The sequence below is a fragment of the Planobispora rosea genome (genome assembly GCF_014648175.1).
GTDB lineage: Bacteria > Actinomycetota > Actinomycetes > Streptosporangiales > Streptosporangiaceae > Planobispora > Planobispora rosea.
The window spans coordinates 1-1,221 of sequence record NZ_BMQP01000124.1 but is presented as its reverse complement, the minus strand read 5'-3'; the positions used below and the strand labels follow the sequence as shown (position 1 = coordinate 1,221).

The window sequence follows — 1,221 nt, the reverse complement described above, 5'->3', positions numbered from 1 at the left end:
GCACCCCCGGTCCCGGCCCAGCGCTCCACGATCAGCGCACGCTCCTCCGGCTCCAGCAGCTCGATCCGCCCCAGCCGCACCTCAGGATCGGCCGCCACCGCCTCAAGCACCCGCACGAACCGAGCCGCGATGTCCTCAGCCGTCACCCGATCGAACAGATCGGCGGCGTATTCGAGGACTCCTTCCATGCCTCCGGACGGCTTCTCCTCCAGGGAGACCAGCAGGTCGAATCTGGCCACTCCCGTATCGAGCCGCCACGGTTCGATGGAGAGCCCCTCGATGTCCAGGGCGGCCGGTGGATTGTTCTGGAAGGTCAGGGCCACCTGGAACAGCGGGTGGCGGGCCATCGAGCGCGCCGGATTGACGAGCTCCACCAGCCGCTCGAACGGCAGGTCCTGGTGCGCATACGCCGCCAGGTCCGTCTCGCGCACCCGCCCCACCAGCTCGCGGAAGCTCGGATCACCGCCGGTGTCGGTCCGCAGCACCAGCGTGTTGACGAACATCCCGACCAGATCGTCCAGCGCCTCATCGGTCCGGCCCGCGATCGGGCTGCCGATCGGGATGTCGGTGCCCGCGCCCAGCCGGGTCAGCAGCGCCGCCAGCGCCGCCTGCACCACCATGAACAGGCTCGCGCCCGACTCGCGGGCCAGCGCGGTCAGCCGCCGGTGCGTCTCCGCGTCGAGGACCACCGGGATCGTTCCGCCCCGGTAGGTGGCGACGGCGGGGCGGGGCCGGTCGGCCGGCAGCTCCAGCTGGTCGGGCAGCCCTTCCAGCGCCGACCGCCAGAACGCGATCTGCCGGGAGACCAGGCTGTCCGGATCGGTCTCCTCGCCCAGCAGCTCCCGCTGCCACAGCGCGTAGTCGGCGTACTGCACCGGCAACGGGGGGAAGGCGGGAATCCGGTCGCGGGAGCGTGCCAGGTAGGCGGTGACCAGATCTCTGGCCAGCGGGGCCATCGACCAGCCGTCCCCGGCGATGTGGTGCACGACCAGGGCCAGGACGTGCTCGGTGGGGGTGAGGGTGAACAGCTTGGCCCGGATCGGCGGCTCGGCCGTCAGGTCGAATCCCCGGCTCGCGAAGGCGGTCAGGGCCTCGGTGAGTACGGCCTCCTCGACCTGCTCGACGTCCAGGCGGAGCCCTGCCGCCTCCAGAGCCGGGCCGGTGTCGAGGATGTGCTGGGAGGCCACCCCGCCCACCTCCGGAAACACCGTCCGCAGACTC

Annotated in this window: 1 protein-coding gene; it reads right to left on the bottom strand. The window is 71.6% G+C overall.

Annotated features, from left to right (window positions below):
* Positions 1 to 1,187 (bottom strand): condensation domain-containing protein (locus IEZ08_RS39025; protein ID WP_308426631.1); only part of this gene is annotated, 1,187 nt, incomplete at its 3' end.
* Positions 1,188 to 1,221 lie beyond the last annotated feature (34 nt).